Source organism: Peptoniphilus indolicus (assembly GCF_900454665.1).
Taxonomy (GTDB): Bacteria; Bacillota; Clostridia; order Tissierellales; family Peptoniphilaceae; genus Peptoniphilus; species Peptoniphilus indolicus.
In genome coordinates this window covers 452,102-475,483 of record NZ_UGTH01000001.1, presented here as the reverse complement: position 1 = coordinate 475,483, position 23,382 = coordinate 452,102, and the positions used below count along the sequence as shown (strand labels likewise).

General features: G+C 31.5%; 21 protein-coding genes. 18 read left to right on the top strand and 3 right to left on the bottom strand.

Annotation, left to right across the window (positions count from 1 at the left end; all coding sequences use genetic code 11):
- Positions 1-21: 21 nt before the first annotated feature.
- From DYE58_RS02325 to DYE58_RS02300, 6 genes are all read left to right on the top strand, one after another.
- Entirely contained in the window at positions 22-1,038 is a 1,017-nt protein-coding gene (locus DYE58_RS02325; protein ID WP_115311982.1) for a metallophosphoesterase family protein, read from the top strand.
- Positions 1,028-3,277 carry an ATP-binding protein gene (locus DYE58_RS02320; protein ID WP_115311981.1) on the top strand — a complete coding sequence of 750 codons (2,250 nt, stop codon included), beginning with the start codon at positions 1,028-1,030 and terminating at the stop codon, positions 3,275-3,277. Before DYE58_RS02325 ends, DYE58_RS02320 begins: the two co-directional genes overlap by 11 nt.
- Positions 3,274-3,969 carry a metallophosphoesterase gene (locus tag DYE58_RS02315; protein ID WP_004819036.1) on the top strand — a complete coding sequence of 232 codons (696 nt, stop codon included), beginning with the start codon at positions 3,274-3,276 and terminating at the stop codon, positions 3,967-3,969. Before DYE58_RS02320 ends, DYE58_RS02315 begins: the two co-directional genes overlap by 4 nt.
- The gene (locus tag DYE58_RS02310) at positions 3,953-4,492 is read left to right on the top strand and encodes a class IV adenylate cyclase (protein ID WP_004819032.1); all 540 of its coding nucleotides are present in this window, start codon (positions 3,953-3,955) and stop codon (positions 4,490-4,492) included. Before DYE58_RS02315 ends, DYE58_RS02310 begins: the two co-directional genes overlap by 17 nt.
- A gap of 113 nt (positions 4,493-4,605) precedes the next feature.
- Complete coding sequence (gene ppsA, locus DYE58_RS02305; protein WP_004819031.1) at positions 4,606-6,948, top strand: phosphoenolpyruvate synthase; 2,343 nt, start codon at positions 4,606-4,608, stop codon at positions 6,946-6,948.
- A 118-nt stretch (positions 6,949-7,066) separates the two neighbouring features.
- Positions 7,067-7,819 (top strand): class I SAM-dependent methyltransferase, encoded by a 753-nt coding sequence (locus DYE58_RS02300; RefSeq protein WP_004819028.1) that lies wholly within the window; start codon positions 7,067-7,069, stop codon positions 7,817-7,819.
- Positions 7,820-7,916: 97 nt separating this feature from the next.
- Here DYE58_RS02300 and DYE58_RS02295 read toward each other — a convergent pair whose 3' ends face one another.
- Both DYE58_RS02295 and DYE58_RS02290 read right to left on the bottom strand, forming a co-directional pair.
- Positions 7,917-8,708, bottom strand: coding sequence for a hypothetical protein (locus DYE58_RS02295; protein WP_115311980.1), 792 nt, complete (start codon positions 8,706-8,708; stop codon positions 7,917-7,919).
- Positions 8,709-8,711: 3 nt separating this feature from the next.
- Positions 8,712-9,233 (bottom strand): hypothetical protein, encoded by a 522-nt coding sequence (locus DYE58_RS02290; RefSeq protein ID WP_004819024.1) that lies wholly within the window; start codon positions 9,231-9,233, stop codon positions 8,712-8,714.
- Between the two features lie 373 nt (positions 9,234-9,606).
- On the opposite strand from DYE58_RS02290, the gene DYE58_RS02285 reads away from it, so the two are divergent.
- The 12 genes from DYE58_RS02285 (at position 9,607) to DYE58_RS02230 (ending at position 22,384) form a co-directional block, all read left to right on the top strand.
- Positions 9,607-11,070 carry a nicotinate phosphoribosyltransferase gene (locus DYE58_RS02285; protein WP_004819020.1) on the top strand — a complete coding sequence of 488 codons (1,464 nt, stop codon included), beginning with the start codon at positions 9,607-9,609 and terminating at the stop codon, positions 11,068-11,070.
- The gene (locus DYE58_RS02280) at positions 11,067-11,933 is read left to right on the top strand and encodes a B12-binding domain-containing radical SAM protein (RefSeq protein WP_004819019.1); all 867 of its coding nucleotides are present in this window, start codon (positions 11,067-11,069) and stop codon (positions 11,931-11,933) included. The genes DYE58_RS02285 and DYE58_RS02280 overlap by 4 nt, the downstream gene beginning before the upstream one ends.
- A gap of 11 nt (positions 11,934-11,944) precedes the next feature.
- Positions 11,945-12,637, top strand: a complete 693-nt coding sequence (locus DYE58_RS02275; protein WP_004819017.1) for a hypothetical protein — start codon at positions 11,945-11,947, stop codon at positions 12,635-12,637.
- Between the two features lie 103 nt (positions 12,638-12,740).
- The gene (locus tag DYE58_RS02270; RefSeq protein ID WP_115311979.1) at positions 12,741-13,385 is read left to right on the top strand and encodes an HAD hydrolase-like protein; all 645 of its coding nucleotides are present in this window, start codon (positions 12,741-12,743) and stop codon (positions 13,383-13,385) included.
- 7 nt (positions 13,386-13,392) lie between these two features.
- Positions 13,393-14,040 (top strand): trimeric intracellular cation channel family protein, encoded by a 648-nt coding sequence (locus tag DYE58_RS02265; RefSeq protein ID WP_004819012.1) that lies wholly within the window; start codon positions 13,393-13,395, stop codon positions 14,038-14,040.
- 8 nt (positions 14,041-14,048) lie between these two features.
- A complete protein-coding gene (locus DYE58_RS02260; protein ID WP_004819011.1) occupies positions 14,049-14,921 on the top strand; it encodes a DegV family protein in 873 nt (290 codons plus the stop codon).
- Between the two features lie 42 nt (positions 14,922-14,963).
- Positions 14,964-15,743: a formate/nitrite transporter family protein gene (locus DYE58_RS02255; RefSeq protein ID WP_004819008.1), complete on the top strand. Its 780-nt coding sequence runs from the start codon at positions 14,964-14,966 to the stop codon at positions 15,741-15,743.
- A gap of 188 nt (positions 15,744-15,931) precedes the next feature.
- Positions 15,932-17,197 carry a Glu/Leu/Phe/Val family dehydrogenase gene (locus tag DYE58_RS02250; RefSeq protein WP_004819006.1) on the top strand — a complete coding sequence of 422 codons (1,266 nt, stop codon included), beginning with the start codon at positions 15,932-15,934 and terminating at the stop codon, positions 17,195-17,197.
- A gap of 196 nt (positions 17,198-17,393) precedes the next feature.
- Positions 17,394-18,329, top strand: coding sequence for an AEC family transporter (locus DYE58_RS02245; protein ID WP_115311978.1), 936 nt, complete (start codon positions 17,394-17,396; stop codon positions 18,327-18,329).
- A gap of 55 nt (positions 18,330-18,384) precedes the next feature.
- Positions 18,385-19,554, top strand: coding sequence for a methionine adenosyltransferase (metK, locus tag DYE58_RS02240; protein ID WP_004819002.1), 1,170 nt, complete (start codon positions 18,385-18,387; stop codon positions 19,552-19,554).
- Between the two features lie 41 nt (positions 19,555-19,595).
- Entirely contained in the window at positions 19,596-21,797 is a 2,202-nt protein-coding gene (gene recD2, locus DYE58_RS02235; RefSeq protein ID WP_040552078.1) for an SF1B family DNA helicase RecD2, read from the top strand.
- A complete protein-coding gene (locus tag DYE58_RS02230) occupies positions 21,776-22,384 on the top strand; it encodes a ComF family protein (RefSeq protein ID WP_004818998.1) in 609 nt (202 codons plus the stop codon). Before recD2 ends, DYE58_RS02230 begins: the two co-directional genes overlap by 22 nt.
- On the opposite strand, the gene DYE58_RS02225 is transcribed toward DYE58_RS02230, so the two are convergent.
- Positions 22,381-23,304: a YihY/virulence factor BrkB family protein gene (locus tag DYE58_RS02225; RefSeq protein ID WP_245946036.1), complete on the bottom strand. Its 924-nt coding sequence runs from the start codon at positions 23,302-23,304 to the stop codon at positions 22,381-22,383. The genes DYE58_RS02230 and DYE58_RS02225 overlap by 4 nt on opposite strands.
- Positions 23,305-23,382 lie beyond the last annotated feature (78 nt).

Below are 23,382 nucleotides of genomic sequence, written 5' to 3'. Positions count from 1 at the left end.
ATAATTTTGATAGGTGATAGAATGAAAATATTACACACAGCAGACTTGCATCTTGGGAAATCTTATAAGGGAGAAAATTTTTTATACTCTAAACAGAGAAGAGAAGAGGTCTGGCAAAGTTTTTCGGATCTAATAAGTTATGCTAATTCAAACAATATAGAAATAATTTTAATAAGTGGAGATTTGTATGAGAGAGAATATTTCACATTAAATAATTTTAAAAGATTAAGTGATTTATTTTCAATTTCAAATTCAGAAATATATATAATAGGTGGAAATCACGACCACGTAGATGAAAACAGTATGTTTTTAAAAGTTGATATGCCAAGTAATGTTCATTTATTTACGGAAGAGGAATATTTTGAATATAAAAATTTGAGAATTTATGGGATAACTTGGGACAGACAGTATAATTTTAAAAGTGAATTGAATTTTGAACTGAATGATAAATTTAAAAATATTTTAATGTTACATTGTTCTGTTGGTTTTGAAAGTCATTTTCCAATTAGCGAAGAGTGGTTGAACAGACAAAAATTTGATTATATTGCACTTGGGCATTTCCATGGACATAAAAAAGTAGCAGACAGAGCGTATTATTCTGGAGCACTCGAACCGTCACGATTTAAGGACGAAGGAAGGCATGGATTTTATGTATATGATTTAGAAAATGAAAATCAAGAGTTTGTGAAGTTTGCCAAAAGAGAGTACAACACTTTTAAGGTTGATGTAACGGATAAAAATGTAGATAAAATAAAAAATGAAGTATTAGAACTTTTAAATGAATATAGAGCTGATTTTAATAAATTAATTTTAATTGGGAAAAATCAAGATATAGAATATATTTTAGAAATTCTTGAAAATAACGATTTTTATTATTTAAAGATAGTGAATGAAACTAAGAATATAATAAATTATGAAGAACTTTCTAATTCTGATACCAGTGGGATTATTTCAGAAGTTTTAAAAAAATTAGGAAGTGATGAGCAAGCTATAAAGTATGGGATAGAGGCTCTATTGGAGACTGCAAATGAAAATTGAAGAACTTAATTTACAGGCGTTTGGGAAATTTAAAAATAAGCAAATTGAATTAAAAGACGGAATTAATTTGATTTACGGTGAAAATGAATCTGGAAAGAGCACTATATTCAAATTCATTGAAGGTATATTTTATGGATTTGCAAAAAGTGGTGTTCAGAGAAGAACTACTTCAGATTTTGAAAAGTATAGACCATGGACTGGGAGTGAATACAAGGGCTCTATTGTTTTAAATAATGGTGATAGTTTTAGAATAATGAGAAACTTTGATAAGTATGAGCTCGATTTTCACAATATGACAACAGGAGAAAATTTGAGTTCAGCAAGTGAGCTAAACAAATTTGCAAAGATAAAACAGCCTGGGGTGTATTTATTCGATGTTGAAAGTTCGGTGTTTAGCAATTCGTTTTTCATTGGACAGTTGGAATCAAAACTTGGTTCAGAAGTTGATACATTAAAGCACAGTTTGGAAAATTTTGTTACTTCGGGAGATGAAAAGTATTCTTTAATTGATGCGGTTGAAAATCTTGAGAAGAAAAGTGATGAATTGGGCAGAGAAAGTCGAAAGACTTCTCCGATAGGTAAGCTTTATCAGCAAATAGAACTGCTTAAAAAGAAGAAAAGTGAACTGAAATTAAATCTATCAAGATATGAAGAGATAACTTCAGAATTTTTGGAACTTAAGCAAAGTCTGTATGAACAGAGAAAATTTGTAAGAAATTTAAAGCTATCAGATGACCAGAGAAATTATCAAAAAATAAAAAAATTTAGGAATAGTAAAGAAAATTTAGGCAAGGTAATTTCTGATACGGATTATGAAACTTTAATTGAAATAGATAGAGAGTATTCCAAGATAGAGAGCAGGCTAAATGAAGAGAGAAATTGCATAGATGTGGTTTGTGAATATGATGACATAGAAAAAGACTATATAGAATTTAAAAAATTATGCAATAGAATAGATGAACTCAACAGAAATAATTTTTCTAAGGAAATTGAGTTGTTAAACCATGATTTGATAATTTCTAAAACTGAAGTTAATAAGCTGAATGGATATATGTTAATAGCTCTTGGGTTGGCATTGCTGTCAATTTTGGGAGCAATTTACTTTAGAAGATTTTATATTGGGTTAGTTGCCATACCGCTATTGTTTTTTGCGTATTTAAAATTCAATCCATATAGAATGAAAAAGGCAGCAATGGATAGAATTGAAGATAGAATAAGTGACTATATGAAACAGTCTGCTGTAAAAACTCAAGAGAAAAGGGAAATGGACAATGTTTTTTCTGTATATATGAGAAAGTACAGATTAAATAGTTTGAAAGAACTTAGAGAGTTTTTTGAAGATGAAATTTCCAAATTGAATAAGATGGAAATTGAAAAAGATGTAAGGAATGAAATAGAAGAAAATATTAGAATTGATTTGGAAAAGAAATTAGAAACATTCAAATTAAAAATAGCTGAGTTAGAGAGAAAGTATGATCTATCTTTTGATGAATTAAGAGAGAAGTATTTGTCAGATGAAGGGAAATCTTTAATACAAGATATTAAAAATAGCGAAAGTATTATAGAGCACATTTTAAATGGAAGAGATATTGAAGATTTAAATCATAATATTGAAGTGGTAGATGGGAATTTGTTTGAAGAAGAGAGTGTATTGGAAGAACTGGAAGCTGAGTTTATAGAGCTTTCAGGTAAAATGAGTATAAATGATGATAATTTTCACAGACTAACTGAAGTGGATGAGGAACTTAGTATATTAGAAAATAAATTAAAAGAGCTTGAAGATGATCAACGAGCAATTCATAGAGCAATAGATGTATTAAAAGAGATATATTCGCAAAATAAAGAGGTATTTTTACCAAAGGTTGTGGAATTTATGAATGAGTTTATAAAAGATATAACTTCTGGAAAGTACGATAGAATAGTGGTAGATGAAAAGTTTAACATTGTAGTTGAAGATAAAGCTTCTGGAAAGATGGTTGAAGTTGAAAAGCTAAGCAATGGAACTGTGGACCAGTTATATCTAGGTATTAGACTTGCTATTTCAGAAATTATGTATAAAAATGCACCTGTAGTTTTGGATGACCACTTTATACAATACGATGATTTAAGATGTAGAGAAACGCTTAAATTTTTGAATAACTATTCAAATAAAAAACAAATAATAATATTCAGCGCAATGAACAGAGAGGCTAAAATTTTAGATGAGATGGGAATTGAATACAATAAGGTGAATTTATGATATATGGGATAGGTGATTTACATTTTGACCCAATAGGAGAAAAGCCCATGGATGTATTTGGGGAAAAGTGGATAAATCACAAGGAAAAAATAATTGAAAGTTGGAAGTCCAAGGTCAAAGATGATGACATGGTTTTGTTACCGGGTGACATAAGTTGGGGTTTGAAACTTTCAGAAAGTGTTTTAGATTTAGAACTAATAGATAGTTTACCGGGATATAAGATAATTTCTAAGGGAAATCACGACTATTGGTGGAGTTCGATAAGTAAGTTGGATGAACTAAAACTTAAAAGGACAAAATTTTTGTACAACAACTCACACACTTTTGAAGATTATGCAATTGTTGGAACAAGAGGTTGGATATCCAAGGATATGAGTGAATTTAAAAAGGCGGATGAAAAAATATATAATCGAGAGGTAATAAGACTTGAAAATTCGATAAAGGCGGCTGAAAAAGGTAAGAAGTTAATTGCTATGATACACTATCCACCGTATAATCAAGATTTTTCGGCTAATGAATTTTCAAATTTATTGACAAAAAGTGGAGTAGAGATTTGCATATATGGGCATCTTCATGCAGAAGGGCACAGACAAGTTTTTGAGGGGATTAAAAATGAAGTCTTATATAAATGCGTTTCAAGTGATTATATAGATTTTAAATTACAGGAGATTGTTGATGGAAAGGGAAATTGAAGTAAAGTTATTGAGTTTAGATGTTGAAGAATTTAAATCGAAGTTAATATATATAGGTGCTGAAAAATTTTTGGAAGAAGACCAAGTTAATATAACTATAAATTCAAGTACACATGAAATAAATAATGGAATTGGATACTTGAGAATAAGAGAATCTAAAAATTTAATAACAGGTGAACATAAAAAGTATTTTACATTTAAGGAACAGATAACAGATAAAAATGTTAGAGAGAACATAGAGCATACAACTGAAGTATCTGAGGTAATGGAACTCAGAAAAATTTTAGAACTTATGGGATATGATTTACAAATAGAGGGAAGAAAAAACAGAGTGTCTTATAAATTAAATAATATAAGATTTGATGTTGATACGTGGGATGAAGAAACATATCCTCATCCATATGTTGAAGTAGAGGCTAATTCAGAAGAAGAATTATATGAAATATTGGACAGGCTTCAAGTTGATAAGAAACACGTTTCAACTCTTTCGATAGCAGAATTAAAAGAAAGCATATCAAAATAAATCGTGTGAGAGCACGATTTTTTTGTATAAAATATAGTGCGTCATAATTATAAATATGATATAATATTAAACAGGTTGGAAAAATATAATATAACATAACACGAGGAGGGCTTATGTCTGGTTACAATTATATAAAATGGTTTAATGAGATTGGTAAAGACGATATATCACAAGTTGGTGGTAAGGGGGCTAATTTAGGCGAGCTTACAAGCATGGGGTTGCCTGTGCCACCAGGATTCTGTGTAACAGCAGGAGCATATGATGAATTTATAAATTATTCAGAACTTGATGAAATTGTAAGAATTTTAGTAAGTTCTCTTGACGTGGAAGATGTTGAAGCTTTGACAGATGTTTCAAAAGAAGTTAGAGATAAAATAAATTCATCTGAAATAAAGCCTGAGATAGAAGAAGAAATCAAAAGGGCCTATGCACAATTTGCGGAAGAAATAGGAGTAGAAAATCCTGAAGTTGCGGTTAGGTCTTCTGCAACTGCTGAAGATTTGCCAGATGCTTCATTTGCCGGACAACAAGATACTTATCTACACATAAGAGGCGAAGAAGAACTTTTAAATCATATTAGAAGTTGTTGGGCATCTCTTTGGACTTCAAGAGCAATATATTATAGAGAAAAACAAAACTTCGACCACTTCAACGTTTCTCTTTCAGTAGTTGTTCAAAAAATGGTAAATTCTGAAAAATCAGGGGTAATGTTTACTGCAAACCCTATCAACAACTCTAAAGATGAAATGATGATAAATGCAAGTTGGGGACTTGGTGAAGCGGTTGTTTCAGGAATGGTAACTCCTGATGAATATGTAATAGATAAAAATGCTAAGAAAGTAATTGAAAAAAATATAGCCTCTAAAAAGACAATGGTAGTTCGTAAAGAGGACACTGTGGGAACAGAAGAAAAACTTGTAAGTGAAGTTTTGGGCGAAGAATTTGTTGAAGCAGAATGTCTTTCTGAAAATGAATTGAATACTTTGATTGAAAGAGGATTAAAAGTTGAAGAACTATATGGAAGTGTTCAAGATACTGAATGGGGATTTGATAAAGACACTAAAGAATTCTATTTCTTACAATCAAGACCTATAACAACAATTGAAGAAAAGAAAGAAGTATTAAAACCACTTTGCAAAGGACTTCCAGCATCTCCAGGAATTGGCAGAGGAAAAGTTATTTTAATAAAAGATGTTTCTGAAATAAACCTTGTAAAAGAAGGCGATATTTTAGTAACTGAAATGACAAATCCTGATATGGTTCCGGCTATGAGAAAAGCTGCCGGCGTTGTAACAGATGAAGGGGGAAGAACTTGTCACGCTGCAATTGTTTCAAGAGAACTTCAAATACCTTGTATAGTTGGTGCTAAAAATGCAACAAAAGTGTTAAAAGAAGGACAAACTGTAACCGTAGATGCTACTCGTGGAGTTGTATACGAAGGAGAAGTATTAAAAGAAGAAAAGAAAGCTGAAGAGAAAAAAGAAGGCGGAGCTGTTGTATCAGAAGATTTAATTGCAAGCCTTAGAAATCTTTCAGCTCCTGTAACAGCTACAAAAATATATATGAATCTTGGTGAACCAGGACTTATTGAAAAATATAAGGACTTACCATTTGACGGAATAGGACTTATGAGAACAGAGTTCATATTTACAAATATGATTGGAGCACATCCAATGTATCTGTTGAAAACACACCAAGAGCAACTTATGATTGATAAATTGGCAGAAGGTATTTCAAAAGTAGCCTCAGCTATTTATCCAAGAAATTTAGTTGTTAGAATGAGCGATTTTAGAACTAACGAATTTAGAGGTTTAAAGGGCGGAGACGAAGTTGAACCTATAGAAGCAAATCCAATGATTGGTTGGAGAGGGGTTTCAAGATATATCTCTCCTGAATATGAAGAAGGATTTAGACTTGAATGTCGTGCAATGAAAAAAGTTAGAGAAGAATTTGGGCTAACAAATGTAATTGCAATGCTTCCATTTGTTAGAACTACTGAAGAATTAGTTACTGTAAAAGAGATTATGGCTTCTGAAGGATTGAAACAATCTAAGAATTTTAAAATTTGGATAATGGCAGAAGTTCCAGCTGTTGTATTCCAAGCAGAAGAATTTGCAGAACTTGTAGATGGTTTTTCAATAGGTTCAAATGACTTGACACAACTTGTAATGGGCGCTGACAGAGATTCAGGTGTGTTAAACAACATGGGATATTTTGATGAAAGAAATGAACCGGTTAAGAGAGCTTTGAAGATAATAATCGATGCAGCAAACAAGAAGGGAATAACTTGTTCAATATGTGGCCAAGGTCCAAGTCAATATCCTGAGCTTGCAGAGTACCTTGTAGAGTGTGGCGTTACATCAATGAGTGTAAATCCGGACACTGTTGAGTATACAAGACGTCTTGTTGCAAGTGTAGAGCAAAAGCTTATTTTAAAGAAACTTAGAAATTTATAAGATATAATTAAGATCCTCTTTACGAAAATAAGTAGAGAGGGTCTTGTATTATAGTAAAATTGAAGTTACTGCAAATATTAGATAAAATAATTTGTATAAGATAGATTAGGAGAAAATTATGAAATCGTATCAAGATATAAACAAAGAAACTATAGATAGATGGGTTGAGGAAGGTTGGGAATGGGGAAAACGAATAACTCATCAACAATTTGTAGATGCTAAAAATGGAATATTTAATGTATTGTTGACTCCGACAATAAATGTGCCGAAAGAGTGGTTCGGGGATTTAAGAGGCAAAAAAATCCTTGGATTGGCAGCTGGTGGCGGACAGCAGATGCCAATATTAACGGCTCTTGGAGCAGAGTGTACCGTGCTTGACTATTCTACAAAACAAATTGAAACTGAAATTGAATTTGCAAAAATAGAAGGATACAGAATTGAAGCAATACAAGGGGATATGACGAAGAGATTGCCTTTTGAAGACGAGACTTTTGATATTGTATTTCATCCCGTTTCAAACTGTTATATTAAAGATGTGCAACACGTTTTTAATGAAGCTTATAGAGTTTTAAAAAAGGGAGGAGTTTTATTATCGGGATTAGGGAATGAAATTAACTACATAGTTGATGAAAAAGAAGAAAAAATAATATGGCCAATGCCTTTTGACCCAATTGCCGATGAGAAAGCAAGACAGTTTATGGAAAAAGAAAATTGTGGCATGCAATTTTCTCATAGTATGGAAGAGCAGATAGGCGGTCAATTGAAAGCTGGCTTTACACTAGTGGATTTGTATGAAGACACTAATGGATTTGGAAGATTGCATAAGATGAATATAAAGACTTATATTGCAACAAAGTCTATTAAGTTATAAAAATGAAAACCCAGTCTATATTTAGAATAGGTTGGGTTTAATAATGATTAATTTAACACTACTATTTTTGTATTTTTTAATTTAAATTTAGTATGTTCTAAATATTATTATTTAATTTTTCTATTTCATTCAAAGAAAAATTTTTAGGAACAAAGTACAAATCACCATCTATAAATTTTATTTCTTTATAATTATGATAAGGATAGATTTTGAAATTATTTTTATAAGTTTTTATTTCATCTTCTCTTTTTTGGAAATCTCGACGCTCTATTTTATAGTACACAAAAGACATGTCTAATCCTTCTTTTATAGCATCTTCAATAGGCAAGATTTTTTGAGTATACACTATGCTCACTATACCATTATATGAAAATGTGTTGAAGTTTGTAAATTCATCTTTTTGATGTAATAATTTTAATCCATTATCAGCTTCTTCAAAATAAATATCCATTTCATTATTTTGTTCTATATCGTTTATAGTAGTTTTGGGAGGAGCAAAATATATATCATTATTTCCATCAAGGGTATTAAAATTAATTAAAGTATAAGTTTTATAGGGATATTCTTGGCTGCCTCCATCAGAGTAAGAATATTTGGAAAGTGTATTAGGGTTGAAATCATTTTTGGCTTTTTCAAGTATTTCATCCATGGATATTTTGTCTTGTTCTAATGCATCTTTTAATAGGAGTTTTTCACCATTCAGCATTACATATACTGTGCCATTGTGTGAATAAACACTATAATTTTCTTTTGAAGTATATAATTTTTCAGAAAAATTTTCTTTGGATTCGAATATAATTTCAAATTTATTTTTATTTTTGTTACATCCTACAATTAGGAGGAAAATTATAAAAACAAAACAATAAGCTAATTTTTTCGTTTGTATCACTCCTTAAATTTCACTAAGTAGTTTAGGGATATCTCCAAGTTTTAAACTTATGAATATGTGGATTATTGCAGCTGTGGCTAAGTTTCTGTAATTGAAAGGTTTAATTTCCATAAAGTTTTCAAAGAACCAATCTGCTGATTTGATTTCATCTGAATTTAAAAAGTCGTTTAACAAATAGCTCATCTGCTCTTGTATTTCTGTGAAATCAACTCCGCCAATGTTGTTGTGAGTACGATAAATACCACCCGGCAAGATGTCTATCAAAAGTATTCTATTGATTTCTGAAATTAAATTTTCACTTAAATTTCTTTCATTTTTTGCAAGTTCAATAACAAATTCAAGCGCTTTTTCAAGATTTAGAAGCTCGAAGAGTTCAGTTAAGCTTTTATTTCCAACCGTTAATTTTTGTATCAAAACATATACAATTTCATCATGTACAAAAGAACTTCCCTCATATTCTAAAATTTCTGAAATAAAATTTACTGCAAAATTTTCTTCTAAATAATATTCGTCTCTAATTTTCATATTCTCACCTTATTTTTTATTTAACATTTGAAATAATATACTCGTGTTGAGTGCGCTTATAATGCAAAATGCTACTGCATTTCCGTATTCTAGATTTCCTAAAAGATTTATGGTTATAAGTAGTATTAAAAAATTTATAAATGCAATTGCAATAAAAAATATTATACTTTTTATTGAGTCTCCTACTTTGTAATAAATCAAAGGGAATCTTTTTATTTTTAAATAGTATACCCTAAATACTATTTTTCAACTTAATAAATTTTGAGATTGCTAAATTAAAAACATATTATAGATGATTAATGGGTAAACATTTGAACAATAAGTACAATAAATATATAATTGTTTTAATTACTAAAAGGGTTAGGTGAATAATATGAGGGATATAGACGGAGATAAAAATAACTACACATTATTATCAGATTTTTATGAGTTTACGATGAGCAATGGATTTTTTAAATCAAATTTAAAGGATAAGATTGTCAGTTTTGATTTATTTTTTAGATCTGTTCCGGACAATGCAAGTTATGCTATATTAGCGGGAATTGAACAGATGGTGGAGTATCTTGAACATTTAAATTTCACAGATGAGGATATAGCTTTTTTAGAAAAGAAAGGTATGTTTGACTCTGAGTTTTTGAAGTATTTGAGGAATTTTAAGTTTGAATGTAACGTTTGGGCTATTCCTGAAGGAACTGTTATATTTCCAAATGAACCTTTAGTGATAGTTAAAGGACCGGCGATACAAGCTCAATTTATAGAGACAATGTTGTTATTAACTATTAACCATCAATCTATGATTGCAACTAAGGCGAATAGAATTTGTATTTCTGCAGAGGGAAGACCTGTAATAGAGTTTGGGTCCAGAAGGGCTCAAGGACATTCAGGAGCAATGCTTGGGGCAAGGGCATCTTACATAGGAGGATGCGTTGGAACAGCTAATACACTGGCTGAAAAAGCTTATGGTGTTCCGGCAATGGGAACTATGGCACATTCATGGGTGCAACTGTTTGATAGTGAATATGAAGCTTTTAAAAAGTTTGCTGAAATTTATCCTGATAATTGTCTATTGCTGGTGGACACTTTTGATACTTTGAAAGAAGGAATACCAAATGCTATAAAAGTTTTTAATGAAGTGTTATTGCCAAAGGGATACAGGCCAAAAGGAATAAGAATTGATTCAGGTGATATGGCCTATCTAACTAAGAAAGCAAGAAAAATGTTGGATAATGCAGGATTTGAAGATTGCAAAATAATGGCTTCTAATTCTCTTGATGAATTTACCATTCAAAATTTATTATTACAAGGTGCAAAAGTAGATTCTTTTGGAGTTGGAGAGAGATTAATTACATCTAAGAGTTCTCCGGTTTTTGGTGGCGTTTATAAATTGACAACAGTTTTTGAAGATGGAGAAATGATACCAAAGATAAAAATATCTGAAAATGTAAGTAAGATTACAAACCCAGGCTTTAAAAATTTGTATAGATTGTATGATAATGAAACTGGAATTGCAATGGCGGATGTAATAACATTACATGACGAAGTGATTGATGATAGTAAAGAATATGAAATATTCCATCCAATATACACTTGGAAGAGAAAGAGGTTGAATAATTTTACAGCCAAGTCATTATTAGTCCCGATTTATGAAAAGGGGAAATTAGTTTACGAATTGCCTAGTATAGAAGAGATAAGAAATAAGGTTCAAGAAGAAGTGGAAACTATTTGGGAAGAAGTTAAAAGATTTGACAATCCGCAAGAGTATATTGTAGACTTATCAGAAAAATTATGGGAAATTAAAGATGAGCTTTTAAAATCTCATGGAAAGGGAATTAAATGAAATATTACGGAAATGTATTTAGACCGCCGAGTGAGGCAAGGTCACTTATAATTCAAGCTACTATAGGATGTTCACACAACAAGTGTACTTTTTGTTATATGTACAAAGATGAGCCGTTTATAATCAGAGATATAGATGATGTAATTGCAGATTTAGAGGAAGATAGAGATTATTTCCACTACTATGAAAGAGTATTTATAGCAGATGGAGATGCACTTATCATTCCAACTGACAAGTTATTAAAGCTGATAAATTACATTAATGAAAATATGCCTAATGTAAAGCGCATATCTTCGTATGCGACAGCAAAGGATATAAATTTAAAGTCTGAAGAAGAACTCAAATTACTCTATGATAATGGACTTAAAATGTTGTATATAGGTTTTGAAAGTGGAGATGAAGAGATACTAAGAGATATAAATAAAGGTCTTACAACACAGGATTATTTAGAGGCAATGAAGAAAGTTCACAGCGTTGGCTTTGAATCTTCTATAACTATAATAGCCGGACTTGGAGGAACTGCCAAGTGGGAGCAAAATGCTTTGGGTACAGCAGATTTGATAACCAAGACTAAACCTGATTATGTGAGTTACCTGACTATTAGATTGTATGAAAATGCAAGTTTATACAAAGATTATGCTGCTGGAAAATTTGAAATGCCTACAGCAGAGCAAATTTTATTTGAAATGAGAAAATTTTTAGAGAATGTAGATTCAGAGGGGACTGTCTTCAGGTCTAATCATGCTTCTAATTATGTTCTATTAGGGGGAACTTTGAATAGAGATAAAGAGGCATTAATTGCTCAAATAGATGAAACTCTTAAGAGAAAGAACTTTAGGCCGGGTATGATGAGAGGCTTTTAGAAAGGAATATCATGTTATACAGACTTAATTTAACTGATGATAATAGGTATATTAAATTAATAGAAAATAATATAGTTATTTTAAATGAGCCAGAAAATTTAAGTTCAAAATTTGATTTGTATTTTGGATTGGAAAAAGACGATTATATTTGGATAAAATATCAAGATGAAATCTTTTTGTCAAAAGTAAAAGACAGAGCATATCTAGAAATAAATAAGGGGAGAATAATAGTGTCTTTGGAGGTGTATAAGTATCTTGAAAAATTACCTGACTTATTAAAAGAAAAGTTAGATGGAAATGAGCTTGAAAAGATTGAAGATGAAATACTTTTGATAAAAACTCAAGGGATATTTATAGAAATTTCTAAAGAGAGAGATTTATCTGATAATTTAAAAAATGAAATTGAGCTTAGAAAGAAAAGAGAATTAGTTCAAGGAGATTTTGGAAAGATAAATATAAAGACAAAACCTAAATTAAATAATAATTTTGGTGAGATGATAATTGAAGTACATTCGCCTAATAGTGATGATACTTCAAAAATACCTGCTACTATAAATTCAAATAGAAAAATAGAACTTAAAAATGGGAAGGATAAATTTTATGTTGAGATGATGAAATCTCAAATGGAATTATTTGCTAAATTACAGCCGATGTCTTTAGATGAATTCGTGGAACTACAAAAGAAATTCTGGAAAAATTTTTAACTAACTAATAAATATAAGTTTTCAAAGATTGCCTTTTTGGATATACTAAAGGGGTAATCTTTTTATTTAGAAGTTAATTTTACTTTAGGAAGAAGGCGTAAAGATGTTAATAATATTCGACTTAGATGGAACTATAATAGAGTCTGGAAAGGGAATAGTTAAGAGTTTTGAATACTCTCTTACAAAGATGGGATTAGAAGTTCCTAATGTAAAAGAATTAGAAAAGTTTATAGGACCTCCATTAGAAGATACTTTTAGAAATAGTTTAGGTTTCGCTGAACAAGAAGCTGACAAAGCATTGGCTTTTTATAGAGAACACTATGCTAAAAATGGAAAGAGTATGAATAAAATATATGCTGGGGTTGAAGAAACTATAAAAGAGTTATCAAAAGAGCATGTATTAGCAGTTGGAACTTCAAAGTTGGAAGAAAGTGCCAGAGATATAATAAAATATTTTGATTTAGAAAAATATTTTGCTTTTGTAGGTGGGGCGGCAATGGATGGGTCGAGAAACACAAAGGCAAAAGTTTTGAAATATGTATTGGAAAATATAGGTGAGTATGACTCAGAAGAGACATATATGATTGGTGATAGGTTCTATGATATTAAAGGCGCCAAAGAGTTGAATTTAAAATCCATAGGTGTAAAATGGGGATATGGGGAAGAAAAAGAACTTATTGATGCAGGAGCTGATTATATTGTCAACAACACTGACGAATTGAAAGAATTAGTGAAAAGAATCAAGTAGGTGCGAGATGCCAAGTTATCAACAAATAGATTTGATTTTAGGAATAATAGGTACAATAGCTTTTGCTTTTTCCGGCGCAATGTTGGGAATAAGAAAGAGAATGGATTTGATGGGAACCATAGTGCTAGGAGTTACAACAGCTCTTGGGGGAGGTTGCATAAGAGATATAATTTTAGGATACCATCCCCCTAATATGTTTACTGATCCATCTTTTGCGGTACAATCAGTGGTATCATCAATAATAATTTTTGTAATATGTTATTTTAAAACTGATCTATTGAGTTCTAAGACAATGGAAAATTTTGAAAATATCATGATATATTTTGATGCAATAGGGCTTGGTGCTTTTACAGTTACAGGAATAAATGCAGCTTTAAAGCTTGGGTACACTGATGCTAAATTTTTGTTGATTTTTTCAGGAATGATAACAGGCGTTGGTGGTGGAGTTATAAGAGATGTTTTCGCAGATAGAACTCCATCAATATTTAGGGAGCAGATATATGCTTCGGCGTCTCTTTTAGGAGCATGTTGCTATCTAGTTTTTAGAAATATGTTAGATTTAGATGAAGTTATGATTTTATCTGCACTTATAGTATTTATAATAAGAATGGTAGCAGTCAAAAAAGATTTAGGACTGCCTAAAATAGATTATTGAGGTTTGATATGAGTATAAAGATAGTTACAGATGGTGGTTGTGATATTTTAAAAGAAAAGTTAAAAAAACTTAATGTTGAAATGTTACCCATGTATATAAATAATGATGAACAAATATTTTTCGATGGAGAATTATCAATAGATGAAATGTTCTCGAGGATGAGAGCCGGAGAAGTATTTATGACTAGTCAGGTTTCAAATCAAATTTACCAAGAAACCTTTGAAAAATATGCTTCACAAGGTCAAGAGATAATATATATAAGCTTATCTTCTGGGTTAAGTGGAACTTATGATGCTGCTAAGTTGATTGCAGATCAGGTAAATGAAAAATATGGTGAAAAAATCCATGTGTTTGATTCAAAACTTGCTACAGCTGGCTTGGGATATATGGTTGAAAAAGCAGCTGAACTTGCAAATAGCGGTGCAACTTTTGAACAGATAATGAAATTACTTGAATTTTATAAGAGGACTATAAAAGAAAATTTTTCCGTAACATCATTAGAATTTTTAATGAGGGGCGGAAGAGTTTCAAGAAGTAGTGCAATAATAGGTGGACTTTTAAATATTCGCCCCATGTTAAGAGTAATTCCTGAAAATGGCAAGTTAGAAGTAATAGATAAGGTTCGTGGAGATAAAAATATGTTGAAGAAACTTTTAGAAAATTTAAGACCGGAAGTTTTAAATCAACCTGTTTTTATAGTATATGGAGATTCTGAAGAGTATGCGGTAAAAGTAAAGAATGCCATTATAAAGAATTTTAGTATGAATCCTGAAAATATTAGAGTGGAACAGATAGGGCATATAATAGGTGCACATGTTGGGCCTGAATTTATAGCTTTAATTCATATAGATGAACCTGAAGAAAACTTTAAATTAGACTAATATTTGACATAAAGGCTATACAATCCACCATGAGGTGGATTAATGTATAAAGAATTGACATTGTCGCTTTCAAATGCGGCAAGAGGAAAAGTTGGAATGTATAAAAACTCCAAACTTATATATGCTACGACCTCAGGACTTGCAGGTATGTATATAGGGTTTGGAGTTTTAAGTATGGGGTTATCCGGGGCTGTCTTTGGCAGTCTGGATTTTCCTTTGAGCAAAGTGTTTAGTGGTATTATATTTACTATGGCGTTGTCGTTAGTAATGATGGCAGGTGGAGATTTATTCACAGGGAACATATTAGTTTTGTCTTCAGGTGCATATAACGAAGGCATATCCACTAAAGAAGCTATTACTGTATGTATATTTTCATATTTTGGCAACTTCTTAGGTGCGCTTTTATTAAGTGGGCTATTTTTGGGAACAGGCCTTGGAAATGAAAGCATAGGAGATGCAATAGTACAACTTGCGATTGCAAAGGCACACCATACTACTATGGAAATTTTATTTAGAGGTATACTTTGTAATATATTAGTTTGTCTTGCAGTTTTAACTTGTTATAAGTTAAAGTCAGAATCAGGCAAGTTAATAATGATTTTTTGGTGCATATTACCATTTGTTGCACTTGGATTTGAGCACTCCATTGCCAATATGACAGTGTTTACACTGGGGATGAGTTTATCAAAGGAAATAACTTTTGCAATGGCACTTCACAATATAATACCGGCTACAGTAGGAAATATATTGGGTGGGCTTTTAATAAGCATAGCTTATTTTGCACTTAACTGCGGAGAAGTGGTAAATAATACTCAAAAATGATAAATAAGCCAATAAAATAAAGTTATAAACGAAAGAGTGGTATAAAAAAATTCTTTCGTTTATCGGTTGTTTTAAAAATTTTTATTTGGTATAATCAAATTGTTGAAAACATTACCAATATATTTCGTAATGTGGAAGTACATAAGCAAGTGAGAGATCACTGTGTATAGTAAATAAGGAGAGATAAAATGACAGATACACTTAATCCGTTAGTAGCGGCACAAGAAAAAGTAAGAGTAGCATGTGAAAAATTGGGATGCGATCCGGCAGTATATGAACTATTAAAAGAACCACAAAGAGTAATTGAAATCTCAATTCCGGTAAAAATGGATGATGGTACAGTTAAAGTGTTCAAAGGATGGAGAAGTGCTCACTCAAGCGCTGTAGGTCCATCAAAAGGTGGAGTTAGATTCCATCCAAATGTAAACATGGATGAAGTTAAAGCTCTTTCTCTATGGATGACATTTAAAGGTGGAGCACTAGGCTTACCATACGGCGGAGGAAAGGGTGGAATCTGCGTAGATCCGGCAGAACTATCAGAAAGAGAATTAGAACAACTGGCAAGAGGATATGTAAGAGGTCTTTATAAATATCTTGGAGACAGAATCGATATTCCAGCACCAGATGTAAACACTAACGGACAAATCATGAGTTGGTTTGTAGATGAATATGTAAAATTAAATGGCGAAAGAATGGATATCGGAACTTTTACAGGAAAGCCGGTAGCATTTGGTGGTAGTGAAGGAAGAAACGAAGCAACAGGATTCGGAGTAGCTGTAGTAGTAAGAGAATCTGCAAAGAGATTCGGAATCAAAATGGAAGATGCTAAAATAGCTGTTCAAGGTTTTGGTAATGTAGGTCAATTTACAGTAAAGAACATTGAAAGACAAGGCGGAAAAGTTTGTGCAATCGCTGAGTGGGACAGAAATGAAGGAAACTATGCTCTTTACAATGCAAACGGGTTAGACTTCAAAGAATTAGCAGCATACAAAGCTGAACATAAAACATTAATTGGATTCCCGGGAGCAGAAAGAATAACTGAAGAAGAATTCTGGACAAAAGAATATGACATTATAGTGCCGGCAGCATTAGAAAATGTAATCACAGGCGAAAGAGCTAAAACAATAAACGCTAAATTGATCTGTGAAGCTGCAAACGGTCCAACAACACCAGAAGGAGACAAAGTTTTAGTAGAAAAAGGAATCGAATTAACACCGGACATCTTAACTAACTCAGGAGGAGTTCTAGTATCTTACTATGAATGGGTACAAAACCAATACGGATACTACTGGACAGAAGCAGAAGTAGAAGAAAAACAAGAAGCAGACATGATGAAAGCTATCGAAGGTGTTTTCTCAGTAGCTGATGAATACAAAGTAACATTAAGAGAAGCTGTTTACATGTATGCAATCAAATCAATAGATACAGCTATGAAATTAAGAGGATGGTATTAATCCCTAATTAAAATTAGCTAAATTAAAGGACTACTCGAGTAGTCCTTTTTTGTATAACAATTTTCTAAATTAATATTTTTACAGATTTAAATAACCAAATTTATTTACATAAGCCCCTTTTTATTTTAAAACTTGGATTAATATGCTCAATAAGGGCCTTTTATTTGCTATAATAAAATAGAAGGGAAGCGATGGAGTGAATAATTTTATATTGGGAATAAATGTTATATTCCCATTATTTTTTGTACTGTTTACAGGATTATTTTTAAAAAAAATAAAAATAATAGATGATAGATTTATAAATCAGTCCACAAATTTAATATTTTATGTAACAATGCCCGCAAGCTTAATTATGGAAGTTAAAAGTTCGGATTTAAGTGGAATAAATTTAAACTATATAATTTATCTTTTATTAGGCGTACTTGTTATGTTTGGAGGAACATGGGCTATAGCCAGATTTTTTATAGAAGATAATAAAAAATTGTCGGCTTTTGTACATTGTGCTTATAGGTCTAACTTTTTATATGTAGGTGTACCAATTTTAAAAGCTATAAAGCCGGATTATCAAATGGCATCAGTGTTGGCGGCAATGATATTTGGAGTTGCTCTTTTTAATATAATAGGAACTTTATTTTTAACATATTATTCGGAAAATGACATAATTATATCTGAATTAATTATTAAAGTTTTAAAAAATCCGGTTATAGTTGCAATGTTTATTGGATTGATACTTAGATATATAAATTTTTCTATACCGAGTACATTGGAAAGAGGAATAAAAGTTTTAGGAAATTTAAATACGCCACTGGCTTTAATAATGATTGGAGGAAGTCTTAATTTTAATACAAGAAATAATGATCTAATATTGGTAAGTATAAGTGCATTAATAAAGAATGTAATAGGAGCAACTATTTTACTTCCTTTGGCATTTAAATTAAATTTCAACAGTTCTGAAATAGTTGTAGCATATATATTGTTTGGGACTCCTTGTGCAATAAATTGTTTTGTAATGGGAAAAAAGTTGGGTTCTGATGAACTCATGACTTCACAAATTATAACTTTGAGTTATGCACTTTCTCTATTTACATTTGCAGCAGGAATTGCAATTCTTAAGAATTTAGGTGTAGTATAAGCTTTATTTACTTGTCAATCAATGATATACTCAATATTATGGAGGGGAAGCATTTATGGAAAAATGGACATTTACATCGGAATCTGTTACTGAAGGTCATCCCGATAAAGTGTGTGATCAAGTTTCTGATGCGATTTTAGATGCTATCCTGGAAAAGGATAAAAATGCTAGAGTAGCTTGTGAAACTGTTGCAAGTACAGGAATGATTTTAATAACAGGGGAGATAACAACTTCAACTTATGTTGATTTTACTAAAGTAGTTAGAGAAACTTTAAAAGAAATTGGATATGATAGAGCAAAGATAGGTTTCGATTGCGAAACTTGTTCTGTCCTTTCTGCAATAAAAGAACAAAGTCCTGATATTGCAATGGGTGTTGATAGATTTAAAGAAGAAGGCATTGACGAATTGGATGGATTTGGAGCAGGAGATCAAGGTTTGATGTTTGGCTTTGCTTGTGATGAAACTGATGAATACATGCCACTTCCTATTTCTCTTTCTCATGCTCTTGCAAAGAGATTAACTGAAGTGAGAAAGAATGGAACTTTAAATTATTTAAGGCCGGATGGAAAAACTCAAGTGAGTATCGACTATATAGATGGTGTACCTAAGAGGATAGATACTATTGTAATTTCAACACAACATGATCCGGAAGTTAGCTTAGAGCAAATTAGAGAAGATTTAAAGAGAGAAGTAATTGAAGTTATCGTGGATAAAGACATGATGGATGAAAGTACTAAAATCTATATAAACCCTACAGGCAGATTTGTAGTTGGGGGACCGATGGGAGATGCAGGGCTTACAGGTCGTAAGATAATAGTTGATACTTATGGGGGGTATGCAAGACATGGCGGAGGAGCATTCTCCGGTAAGGATCCTACAAAAGTAGATAGATCAGCTAGTTATTTTGCAAGATATATAGCCAAGAACTTGGTTGCAGCAGGACTTGCTAAAAAATGTGAAATAGGACTTTCATATGCAATAGGCGTTTCAAAACCTACATCAGTATATGTTGAAACATTTGGAACTGGTGTATTATCAGATGCAGAGCTTGAAAATATAGTTCTTGAAAACTTTGATGCTAGACCGGCAGCGATTATTAAGAATTTAGATTTACAAAGACCACTTTATAAACAAGTGGCAGCTTATGGACACTTTGGAAGAAATGAATTAGATCTTCCTTGGGAAAAGCTGGATAAAGTAGAGAAATTAAAAACTTATTTATAAGATAGGACTGGCAACAGTCCTTTTCTAATATGGTGAAAATTATGATAGAAATCAAAGGGATTTTAGAAAAAATTGTATATAGAAATGATGAAAATGGATATACTGTTGCCAGATTTTATACGGAAGATGATTACATAACGGTAACTGGAAGTGCACTTGAATTTAAAGAACAGATGGAGTATGTACTTGAAGGGGATTTTACTTTTCACAAAAAATACGGAGAGCAATTTAATTTTCAAAATGTGCGAGAAATACTACCGAAATCAGAAAAGGGAATTATAAACTATCTCACAAGTGGGGCAATACCTTATGTTGGGAAGGCTATGGCAAAAAAGATATATGCAAGATTTGGAGAGAAAACTTTAGACATAATAGAAAAAAGTCCTGAGCAGCTTATAATGGTTGAAGGTATAGGAAAGGCGAAGCTGAGAAAAATTTTGGGAAAGTTGGAAAAAGACCAAGGACTTAGAAAAGTAATAATATTTTTCTCTGAATATGGCATTTCAACTTCTTTATCTATGAAGATATACAAGAATTATGGTGATAATTCAATATCTATGGTACGAGAAAATCCATATAGATTGGCAGAAGATATAAGGGGAATAGGGTTTAAAAAAGCTGATGAAATAGCTATGAAAATAGGGGATTTCAGCAAGAGCAATTTAAGAGTAAAGGCGGCGCTTAAATATGCTCTATACATGGCAACTCTTGAAGGACACAGTTATCTTCCAATAGATTTACTGATAAAGAGAACAAAACTACTAGTGAATAAGGCGGAAGAAGAACTCTACAACGAAGTAGAAGTTTTGAATTTAGACGACAGATTTAAACTTGAAAATGGTGATCCAATAAGGTGTTATTTTGCACCATATCTAAAAGCTGAAAACTATATCGCCGGTAAGATAAAAGATATATTGAAGTACGAACATACGAATGAAGATGTAGATAAACTCATTGAAGAAGTACAAGATAGACAAAAAATCACATTAGCTGAAAATCAAGAAAAAGCTGCCAGAGAAGCTGTAAGGAATGGGATAACAATAATTACAGGAGGACCGGGGACAGGAAAGACTACTACATTAAAGGTGATTATAGAATTGTTTGAGTTAATGGAAAAGAAAGTCTTTTTAGCTGCTCCTACAGGCAGAGCGGCAAAGAGAATGAAAGAAGCCACTTCAAGAGAAGCGCAAACAATACACAAGATGTTAGAGTTGACAGTTTCTGATAGTGAATACATAGATTACGGATACCAATCAGAAGAAAATCTTGAATGTGATGTATTAATAGTAGATGAAGTCAGTATGGTGGATTTGAATTTAATGGAGAATTTATTAAATAGAATTTCTATAGGGACAAGGCTTATTTTAGTTGGAGATAAAGATCAGTTACCTTCTGTAGGAGCGGGCAATGTATTGTCAGATTTAATAAATTCAAAAGTAATACCCGTTGTAAATTTAAATCAAATTTTCAGACAATCAGGAGAGTCTCATATAATTAAAAATGCTCACATGGTAAATAATGGAAAAGTTCCACCGATAACAAATAATGGAGATTTCTTTACAATATACAGCGAAGATGAGAGAACTTCTTTAAAGACTATTGTAGAGTTGGTGCATAAGAGATTGCCGGATTACTATTCAATAGACAAAGAAAATATTCAAGTGCTTGCACCTATGAAAAAGGGGATTTGTGGCGTAAATAATTTAAATAAGGAATTGCAAAATACACTAAATCCGAAAGGAGAGGCGATAGATTACAATGGCAGCATCTTCAGAATTGGAGACAGAGTTATGCAGATGAAAAATAATTATAATCTTGAGTACAAAATAGAATCGGAATTTTATTTTGAAAAAGGCAGTGGCGTTTTTAATGGAGATATTGGAAAAATAATGTCAGTGGACGAGGAAGATAAGAGTTTAACTGTTTTGTTTGATGATACTAAGAAAGTAAAATATGAATATACAGATTTAGATGAACTGACACTATCTTATGCGACAACAATTCACAAATCTCAAGGCTCGGAATTTGAAGTTGTTGTAATGCCAATTCACTTTGCGCCACCGATATTGTTGACAAGAAATTTATTATATACTGCTATAACAAGAGCTAAAAAACTTGTGGTACTAGTTGGAAATTATAAATATGTTGAACAGATGGTAAAAAATAATAGAATATCTCTAAGGTATTCAAGTTTGAAAGAAAAATTACAAGGTAAAGTAGAATGTTTGATACAGGATGTTTAAAATGCTCACATAAGAAAATTTATAAATATAATTTGTGCGAATCATGCTATTCAAATTTAAGGTTGGATGTAATTTGGGATAAAAAACTTGATTATGCAGATGATGTTGTAGTATGTGGCGAATATGTAGGTCTTTTAAGAGAAATTCTAATAGATTATAAGTTTAGAGATTGTGTCTATTATTCGGATGTGTTATCTAAAATTATGACTGAAAAACTTTTAAAAACGCGACTATATAGAAAATATGATGCGATAACTTATGTACCTATGCACAAAATAGATGTAATGGAGCGAGGGTATAACCAATCAAAGATATTGGCAAAGAAAGTCTCGGAGGATATTCTTTTAAAATTCATAGAGCCAATTAAAAAGATTAAGAGAACTAAGAAACAAATTGAAGTTACAAGTTTAGATAGATATAAAAATTTAAAGGATGTATTTCAAGTCACAGGTAAACTACCTGAAAATATAATAGTAGTTGACGATGTCATAACTACGGGCTCTACCATAGATGAAGTTGCAAGAGCGTTAAAAGAAAATGGCGCAAAAAAAGTGGCTGCACTTGTTGCAACCACACACAATATTTAATCAACATCTAAATCAGTATATTTTTCATCTGTCAATATACCTTTTAAAATTGATTCGTTACGAGGCCAAACTGAAGATTCAGGGAAATATTTACGAGAAAAATTAATTGCATTTATTTCTCCACCTATAAGTATGATTAAACTTACAAGCCATATCCAAATTAACATGACTATGATACCTCCAAGAGAGCCATAAGTTACAGAATATTTTCCGAAGTTTGATACGTAGGAACCAAATAATATGGTCATAAGAATGACACCGATTGTTGTAAAGACAGCCCCCGGCACTACTAATTTAAAACTTAACATCTTTCTTATTTGACTAGATGGTGCGAATTTATATAGGGCTGTAAACATAATTAACATGTATACCACAGGTATGATTAAACTAAGTATTTTAATGATTTGCTTAAAATCTAAGTCCAAATTTATTGTTTTAGATATATAATCAAGAATTAAACCACCGAAAACTTGAGTTATCATAAGTAGTATGACCATTAAAATTAGCGCTATTGCAAATATCAATGAAAGAGATTTTGCAGCAACAAAAGAACGTTTTTTGTTAAATCCATAAGCGGCATTTACATTGTTTAGTAATTGATTGATGCCGTTTGAAGAAGTCCATAGACCTGCTAATATAGAAACTATGAACAATCTGCTTGAGCTTGAATTTAAAAGTTCTTGAGAAAAACTCAAGACTATTGAAGAAATATCATCAGGAAGATATTCTATATAGCTTAAAACTGCATCAGGTGATAAAATACCTGTAAACTTTAATGTATTTAAAAGTGCTATAATAAATGGGAATAGACTCAGAATTATAAAGTATACTAATGAGCCACTCATTTCTGGTAATTTATGTTCTGTAAATCGATATAATAATTTATCTATAAAAATTATAAATGGCTTATTTCGAATCAAATAGAGTTTATCTTTTAACTTTTTGATAATCTCACCTCCAATATCTCTATACCCAGTGAGGATTTGATTGAACCTTAG